The sequence below is a fragment of the Pseudomonas sp. IT-P176 genome (assembly GCF_949767245.1).
Lineage (GTDB): Bacteria > Pseudomonadota > Gammaproteobacteria > Pseudomonadales > Pseudomonadaceae > Aquipseudomonas.
The window spans coordinates 131,042-138,400 of record NZ_CATKPN010000028.1 but is presented as its reverse complement, the minus strand read 5'-3'; the positions used below and the strand labels follow the sequence as shown (position 1 = coordinate 138,400).

Here is a 7,359-nt window from a genome sequence, read left to right as displayed (position 1 = left end):
AGGCGCCATGGATATTGAATGTGGCGGCCTCATCGCGGGCAAGCCCGCTCCCACAATGGATTTGTGGTGCCCAGACTGCATACACCCCCTAAAACCTGTGGGAGCGAGCTTGCTCGCGATGGCGGTGTGTCAGGCGCCATGGATACTGGATGTGGCGGCCTCATCGCGGGCAAGCCCGCTCCCACAATGGATTTGTGGTGCCCACAGATCCCGCATACACGCCACAAACCCTGTGGGAGCGAGCTTGCTCGCGATGGCGGTGTGTCAGGCGCCATGGATATTGAATGTGGCGGCCTCATCGCGGGCAAGCCCGCTCCCACGATGGTTTTGTGGTGCCCACAGATACCTGCAGTCAGTCGCGGTAGCCGGGCGCCACTCGGTCGAGCAGGCGCAGCAGGGCTTTCCAGGCCAGGTCCAGGGCGTCCGGATCACTCAGTTCGCCTGCGGCCAAGGGGCGCTGCGGCTGGTTGAACTGGCGTTCGGTGTGTTCGCAGACCGCTGTCGGAGGCAGCACCAGGTCACCGCAGGCTTGGGCGGCCAACTGAATGTCGCAGGCCTTTTCCAGGTAGTACATGCGCAGGAACGCCTGGGCCACGCTGCTGCCGACAGTCAACAGACCGTGGTTGCGCAGCATCAGCACGGGCTTGTCGCCCATGTCCGCCACCAGCCGCGCTTGCTCGGCCAGGTCCAGGGCGATGCCTTCGTAATCGTGATAGGCAACACGGCCATAGAACTCCATGGACATCTGATTCACCGGCAACAAGCCGCAGGCCAGCGCCGCCACCGCACAGCCAGCCCGGGTGTGGGTGTGCAGCACGCACTGGGCGTCCTCGCGGGCCGCGTGCAGGGCGCTGTGGATCACGAAGCCGGCCGGATTGACCGGGTAGGGACTGTCCTCCACCGCACGTCCGTCGAGCCCGATCTTGACCAGGTTCGAGGCGCTGATTTCGTCGAACATCAACCCATAAGGGTTGATCAGGAAATGATGTTCAGGCCCCGGCAGGCGCACCGAGATGTGAGTGAAGATCAGGTCGGTCATGCGAAAGTGCGCGATCAAGCGGTAGCAGGCCGCCAACTCCTCACGCAATTGCTGTTCGGTCGGGTTGATCACTGGCACTGCTCCAGGCCCTCGACCAGCGCGTCCCAGCCGCTGAAGCCGCGGCGGCCGATGAACACCAGGCGCGAGCCCGTGGCCTGGGCCTCGTCGGTGGCGGCAAGGAACTGGCTACGGGTGCCGACGTGTTGCAGCCAGTGCGCCTTGGTGCCCTGATCCAGCAGCACCAGGCCCTTGACCCGAAACACATCGCGGGGCAACGCCTGCAACCAGCCGCGCAGGCGCTCGACGTTCAAGGGCGTTGGGCTCTGCCAGAGAAAGCTGCTGAACATTTCACCGTGGTCGTCACTGGCAACCAGGGTCAAGGGTTTGAGCGTGCGCGTCTGCAGGTCCAGATCCGAATCCAGCCACAGCGCGTCGGGCAGTTGCGCCTGGACGCTTTCGTGGATCCGGGTCCGCAGGCCCAGTGCGTTACGCAATGCTTGCAGTTGGACGGCGTCCACCAGGTCGGTCTTGTTCAACAGCAGCAGGTCGGCGGCCGCCACTTGCGCCCGGGCCAGGCGGGCGTACTCGCCGTCGAGCTGCAGATGACCGGTGGCATCGACCACGGTGATCACCATGTCCAGTTGCATCTGGCTGCGCAGTTGCGGGTAGGCCAGGGTCTGCACGATGCGCTGTGGATCGGATACCCCGCTGCACTCGATGACGATGCGCTCCAGCCGTGGCTGCAATTGCGCAAGGCTGCTCAACTGCGCCAGCAGGTCTTCCTGCACCGTGCAGCAGATGCAGCCGTTCTGCAGGCTGTACACCGCATCGGTGACCTCGGAAACGATCGCCGCATCGATGTTCAGCTCACCAAAATCATTGACGATCACCGCCAACCGACTGCCTTCGGCGCGGCGCACCATGCGGTTGAGCAAGGTGGTCTTGCCGGCCCCGAGAAACCCCGAGACCACGGTTACCGCGATGCGCTGAGGGTTCATTGGGCCTTGCCCTCCAGCACCGGTGGTTCACCTGTCCACACGGCCTTGAGGCCGGCGTCGGCCAGTGCGCCGTTGCGGTCATAGACCAGTTGCCCGTCGACGAAGGTCAACAGCACCTGGGTCTGGTGAATGTAATTGCGCGCCGGCTGGGCAAACAGGTCGCGATCGATGACGATCAAGTCCGCCGATTTGCCGACTTCCAGGCTGCCGGTCGACTGCTCCAGGCCCATGGCCACGGCACCGTTGAGGGTGATCACGTTCAGCGCCTGCTCGAGGCTGATCGGATCGCCGAAGCAGGACGGATCGTCGTTCCACGGGTTTTGCCGGGTGACCATGGTTTCCAGCGCCAGCCACGGGTCGATGGACGCCACCGGCCAGTCGGTGCCCATCACCGCAGTGCCGCCGGCTTCGAGCACGCCCTTGAAATCGTAGATGCGCTTGAGCCGCTCCTGGCCGTAGCCCGAACGTGCGCCGCTGGCGAATGGCGTCGGGTACCAGGCCGCCGGGGAGAATTCGGCGATCACGTTGAGTTCCTTGAAGCGCGGCAGGTTGCCAGGGTGCAGCAAGGTGCTGTGGGCGCACTGGTGGCGCACACCGCTGAAGCCGTTGCGCCGCCGGGCCTCGGCGACGGCATCGAGGAACACATCGGAAGCGCCGTCACCGGTGCAGTGGGCGATGACGCGGATGCCGCGGCTGTCCATGTCCACCACCATGTCGGTGATGTGCTCGGGGGTCAGGTTGAGCTTGCCGCGCCAGCTCGACTCTTCTGGCCAGGGGGTCAGCAGGTACGAGGACTTCGGCTCCACGGTGCCGTCGAAGTGGAATTTCACCGCGTTGGCGCTCAGGCGCGCGCTGCGGTAGTAGTGACGCTCACCACTGAGCAGCTCCCAGCGGCGACGCACCGGGAAGATGTCGTCCTGCCAACTGATGGCGGCTTCAATGCGCACCGTCAGTTCGCCGCTGTCGTCCAGCTCTTTCAGCGCCTGCAGGCGTTGCTCGCAGACGTGTACGTATTTGCTCGCGGTGACGCCACGCGAGCTCTGGAAATGCACCCCATCACGGTAAGCGCGGCGCAGCACGCTGACCGGGGTCGGCGGCATGGCGGCGTGGATCATCGCGTAGGCACCATCGATCATCAGGCCGTTGGGTTCGCCGCTCAGTTCGTCGCGCTCCAGGTAGCCGTTGCGCGGGTCGGCGGTATGGCGGTCGATGCCCGCCAGTTCCAGGGCCTTGGAGTTGACCATCATGGTGCCCCACATGCGATCGAGCAGGGCCACCGGGCGATCCGGCATGACGCTGTCGAGCCACGCCCGGCCCGGGGTCAGGCCGGCTTCGCGGAAGGTGTAGCGCACCCAGTACTGCCCGTAGATCCAACCGTCGCCGGGGTGGGCCTCGGCATAGGCCAGGATGCTCGCGCGCAACTGTTCCGGGGTCGGGTCTTCGATGCCGACATCCAGGTCGTCGCTGTAGCGCGGGGCCAGGGCCAGGTCAGGGTGGGTGTGCATGTCGTGCAGGCCCGGCATGCAGAAGGCGCCCTGCAGGTCATGCACCAGGGTGTTCGGGCCCTTGAACCCTTGCAGCTCGGCCAGGCTGGCAACCCCTACCAACTTGCCGCCGCGAATGGCCACGGCCTCAGCCCAGGGCTGCGCAGGGTTCTGGGTATAGATGCGACCGTTGCCAAGTATCAGGTCGGCATAGGTCCCTTGCGCAGAATGGGTAGAGGAAAAGTTGTCGGACTCAGCCATGCAAGCCACCTTCGAGTTCAGTGCGGGTGAAGGGTCTTCCGCGCACGTTTGGCTTCGGTGACCCTGACGAATGGCACTAGTATTGTTGAATCAACCAATACAACAATCGATTTTTTTTGGCTTAATCGTTCGATTTACGTCACCATACGATTCAACACTCAGCTCCCTTAAAGACAGGATTCTTTATGCGCTTTCCTTCGATGACAGCCCTGCGGGCTCTGGATGCGGTGGCCCGGCTGGGCAGCGTGTCGGTCGCCGCTCGCGAACTGAACCTGACCCGCAGCGCCATCAGCCACCAGATCAGCAAGCTGGAAGAGTGCGTGGGGTTTGCCCTGACCGAGCGCATCGGCCGCGGGATCGGCCTGACCTACCAGGGCGAGCGTTATGCCCGCGAAGTGCACGGGATTCTGTTGAACCTGCTGGACGCCGGCCAGCCGGTTGACGACCAGGAAGTCTCGGGACGGCTGTGTGTCAGCTGCGCGCCGGGGTTTGCCACTTACTGGCTGTGCCACCACATTGGCGCGTTCCTGCGCCAGTACCCGCAGGTGCAGTTGCAGCTGATCTCCCCCAAGTCGCCGGACGACACCCACAACACCAACGTCGACCTGTTTATCGCCTACGGCATTGGCGACTGGCCAGAAATGCACGTCGAGGAAATCGTCGCGCTACGCTTTTTCCCGGTGTGCAGCCCGCGCCTGATCAATGCCTTGAGCGGCCTGAAGAACCCGCAGGAACTCAGCGCCTACCCGCTGCTGCACATGACCGACTACTCGGACTGGCGCGTCTGGCTGACCGCCGCCGGTGCCTCGGGCGTCAATGCCATGAGCGGAATCCTGTTCTCCGACGCCCACTGCGCGCAGTCGGCGTGCATTGCCGGCCAGGGCATCGCCATCGGCGACAACCTGATCAGCGGCGACGCGCTGTCCAAGGGACTGTTGGTGCGCCCATTCGACATCACCATCGACCTGCACCGCGGCTACTACCTGGCAACCGACCCGCAAAAAGCCGAGCGGCGGGTGGTCCAGGCCTTTAGCAGTTGGGTCAAGACTCAGTTGCAGTCCTCGCACCAGACCTGGCAAGACACCCTCTGACGTGGCGGCAAGCTCCGCTCTTTCATAGGGCGGAGTCAGCGGGTAATTGAGTAATTTTACTAACCAATACCCACAAAATAATTCCATTGATGTAGCGATACTTTTAACAATAATAAACCCAAAGCCCATTTCGGATTTGCATCCGTCCTCGTACGTCTTATGGGCAATAAAAAGAGGAACTCCATCGTGTCCAGCGGTTCAGCGATTCAGCTCAGCGCACAAGGTATCAGCCAGTATTACGGTCGCTTCGCAGCGCTGGATAACGTCGACCTGGACGTTCGTCAAGGCGAGTTCCTGACGTTGCTGGGGCCTTCCGGTTCGGGCAAGACCACCTTGCTGATGATCCTCGCGGGCTTCCTCAGCCCGACGTCCGGCAAGTTGATGGAACAGGGCGTCGACATCATCAAGCGCTCGGCGGAAAAACGTAACTACGGCATGGTGTTCCAGGGGTATGCGCTGTTCCCGCACATGACGGTGGCGGACAACGTGGCCTACCCGCTGCGCATCCGCAAAGTCGCCGCCGAAGAACGCCAGCGTCGGGTCAAACACATTCTCGAGGTGGTCGGCCTCGGCGCGCACATGCACAAGAAGCCCGCCGAAATGTCCGGCGGCCAGCAACAGCGCGTGGCGATTGCCCGGGCGCTGGTGTTCGAACCGGACCTGCTGCTGCTCGACGAGCCCCTGTCGGCACTGGACAAGAACCTGCGCGAACAGCTGCAGACCGAACTGCAACGCATCCACCGCCAGGTCGGCACCAGCTTCGTGTTCGTCACCCACGACCAGAACGAAGCCCTGGCGCTGTCATCGCGCATCGCGATTTTCAACCACGGCAAGCTGACCCAGGTCGACACTCCGGAAAACATCTACAACCGCCCCGAGAGCCGGTTTGTCGCCGAGTTCCTTGGCAAGATGAACCTGTTCCCGCTGCTGGACCTGACCCGCAACGGCCCGACCGCCAGCGGCCGCTGTGGCGACAACCTGCTGCACGCCCAGGCCCCCGCGCCCCTGAGCAAACAGCCGAGCGTGCTGGCGGTGCGTCCCGAACACATGGACCTGCACAGCGAACGCCCGAACCGCGACGGCTACAACGTGATCCCGGCGCAACTCACCGACAAGGTCTACCAGGGTTCCAGCACTCACCTGTCGCTGACGGTCGGGGGCGACGCCCTGCCGATCAACCTCTCGGTTCCCGGTAATCATCCGGGGGCCCTGATGCCCAGCGGCGCTCCGGTGTGGCTGAGCTGGCCGGTCCAGCAAAGCTTCCTGCTGCAAGCCTGACCCCTGAATTACGTGCGTCACAAAGCTCTCTCCTAACGACAACAATAGGCCCTTGTCCCAACGGACACCCGCCATCTGAGGACTTGCCCATGAGCCAGGATCATCAACGCGACTGTATTGAAGTGCTTATCGAAAAGGCCCGTGGCGGGCAGATCAACCGACGCACCTTCATCCAGGCCATGGGCCTGTTGGCGGCAGTGCCCCTGGCGCTGCGCAGCGGTATCAGTTGGTCGGCCGACAAGCCGCTGGTGGTGGTCAACTGGGGCGGCGACGCACTGACCGCCTTCCGCTCGGCCTGGACCGACACCTTCACCAAGAACACCGGAATCCAGGTGCGCATCGACGGCGCCGGCCCCACCGAGGGCGCGATCCGCTCGCAACTGGCCAGCGGTCAGCCCAGCTGGGACGTAGTCGACGTCGAGAGCTACAGCGCAATCGTCCTGGGCAAGGAAAAGATCCTGCAGCCGCTGGACTACAACGTGATCAAGCGTGACCAGGTGGCGCCGGTACTGGCCTCCGACCACGGGATCGCCAGCTACCAGTTCAGCTACGTGATGGCCTGGGACAGCGAGAAGTTCGGTGAGAACGGGCCGAAAACCTGGGCCGATTTCTGGGACGTGAAGAAATTCCCTGGCAAACGCACCCTCTATAAGTGGATGAACGGCATGCTCGAAGCGGCGCTGCTGGCCGACGGCGTACCGGCCGATCAGCTCTACCCGCTGGACGTGGTGCGCGCGCTGAACAAGATCGACGAGATCAAGCCCCACGTGCTGTCGTTCTGGAGTTCGGGCGCCGAAAGCCAGCAACTGATGGTCGATGGCGAAGTCTCGGTGGGCGCTATCTGGCACACCCGCGCCAAGCTGCTCAGCGAAGACACCGAAGGCCGCGTGCGCTGGAGCTTCGACAACGGCTTCATCAACTCCAGCAGTTGGGCCGTGCTGTCGGGCAACCCGGCGGGCAGCCAGCCGGCGATGCAGTTCATCCAGCATGCCCTGCAACCGCAAGGCCAGCTCAAGCTCTTCGAACTGCTGGGTAACGGGCCGTCCAACAGCGCGACCGAGAAGCTGATGTCGGCCGAACAACTGCAAGCCAACTGCGCGTCAGAAGAGAACCTGAAAAAACAGATCGCGCTCAACGCCCAGTGGTACGCCGATAACTACTCCAACGCCCTGGAGCAGTACCTCACGCGGCTGTCCAAGTGAGCCATC

General features: G+C 63.3%; 6 protein-coding genes. 3 read left to right on the top strand and 3 right to left on the bottom strand.

The features are described 5' to 3' along the window. Nucleotides 1-352: 352 nt before the first annotated feature. Genes ACM6IP_RS03090 through ACM6IP_RS03080 form a run of 3 tightly spaced genes read right to left on the bottom strand, consistent with a single transcriptional unit; the run spans nt 353 to nt 3,782 of the window. A complete protein-coding gene (locus tag ACM6IP_RS03090) occupies nt 353-1,108 on the bottom strand; it encodes a class II aldolase/adducin family protein (RefSeq protein WP_159998916.1) in 756 nt (251 codons plus the stop codon). Continuing rightward, nucleotides 1,108-2,037 carry a CobW family GTP-binding protein gene (locus ACM6IP_RS03085; RefSeq protein WP_414860928.1) on the bottom strand — a complete coding sequence of 310 codons (930 nt, stop codon included), beginning with the start codon at nt 2,035-2,037 and terminating at the stop codon, nt 1,108-1,110. The genes ACM6IP_RS03090 and ACM6IP_RS03085 overlap by 1 nt, the downstream gene beginning before the upstream one ends. After that, nucleotides 2,034-3,782, bottom strand: coding sequence for an amidohydrolase (locus ACM6IP_RS03080; protein WP_159997859.1), 1,749 nt, complete (start codon nt 3,780-3,782; stop codon nt 2,034-2,036). Before ACM6IP_RS03080 ends, ACM6IP_RS03085 begins: the two co-directional genes overlap by 4 nt. A gap of 185 nt (nt 3,783-3,967) precedes the next feature. Here ACM6IP_RS03080 and ACM6IP_RS03075 point away from each other — a divergent pair, with 185 nt between their 5' ends. The 3 genes from ACM6IP_RS03075 (at nt 3,968) to ACM6IP_RS03065 (ending at nt 7,353) form a co-directional block, all read left to right on the top strand. Then, nucleotides 3,968-4,873 (top strand): LysR substrate-binding domain-containing protein, encoded by a 906-nt coding sequence (locus tag ACM6IP_RS03075; RefSeq protein WP_095168906.1) that lies wholly within the window; start codon nt 3,968-3,970, stop codon nt 4,871-4,873. Nucleotides 4,874-5,059: 186 nt separating this feature from the next. After that, nucleotides 5,060-6,151, top strand: a complete 1,092-nt coding sequence (locus tag ACM6IP_RS03070) for an ABC transporter ATP-binding protein (RefSeq protein WP_095168907.1) — start codon at nt 5,060-5,062, stop codon at nt 6,149-6,151. A gap of 89 nt (nt 6,152-6,240) precedes the next feature. Further along, a complete protein-coding gene (locus ACM6IP_RS03065; protein ID WP_320332981.1) occupies nt 6,241-7,353 on the top strand; it encodes an ABC transporter substrate-binding protein in 1,113 nt (370 codons plus the stop codon). The last annotated feature ends 6 nt before the right edge of the window (nt 7,354-7,359 follow it).

Coding starts and splice junctions, on each gene's coding strand:
- ACM6IP_RS03065 (WP_320332981.1), top strand. CDS start 6,241: ATGAGCCAGGATCATCAACGCGACTGTATTGAAGTGCTTATCGAAAAG.
- ACM6IP_RS03075 (WP_095168906.1), top strand. CDS start 3,968: ATGCGCTTTCCTTCGATGACAGCCCTGCGGGCTCTGGATGCGGTGGCC.
- ACM6IP_RS03085 (WP_414860928.1), bottom strand. CDS start 2,037: ATGAACCCTCAGCGCATCGCGGTAACCGTGGTCTCGGGGTTTCTCGGG.
- ACM6IP_RS03080 (WP_159997859.1), bottom strand. CDS start 3,782: ATGGCTGAGTCCGACAACTTTTCCTCTACCCATTCTGCGCAAGGGACC.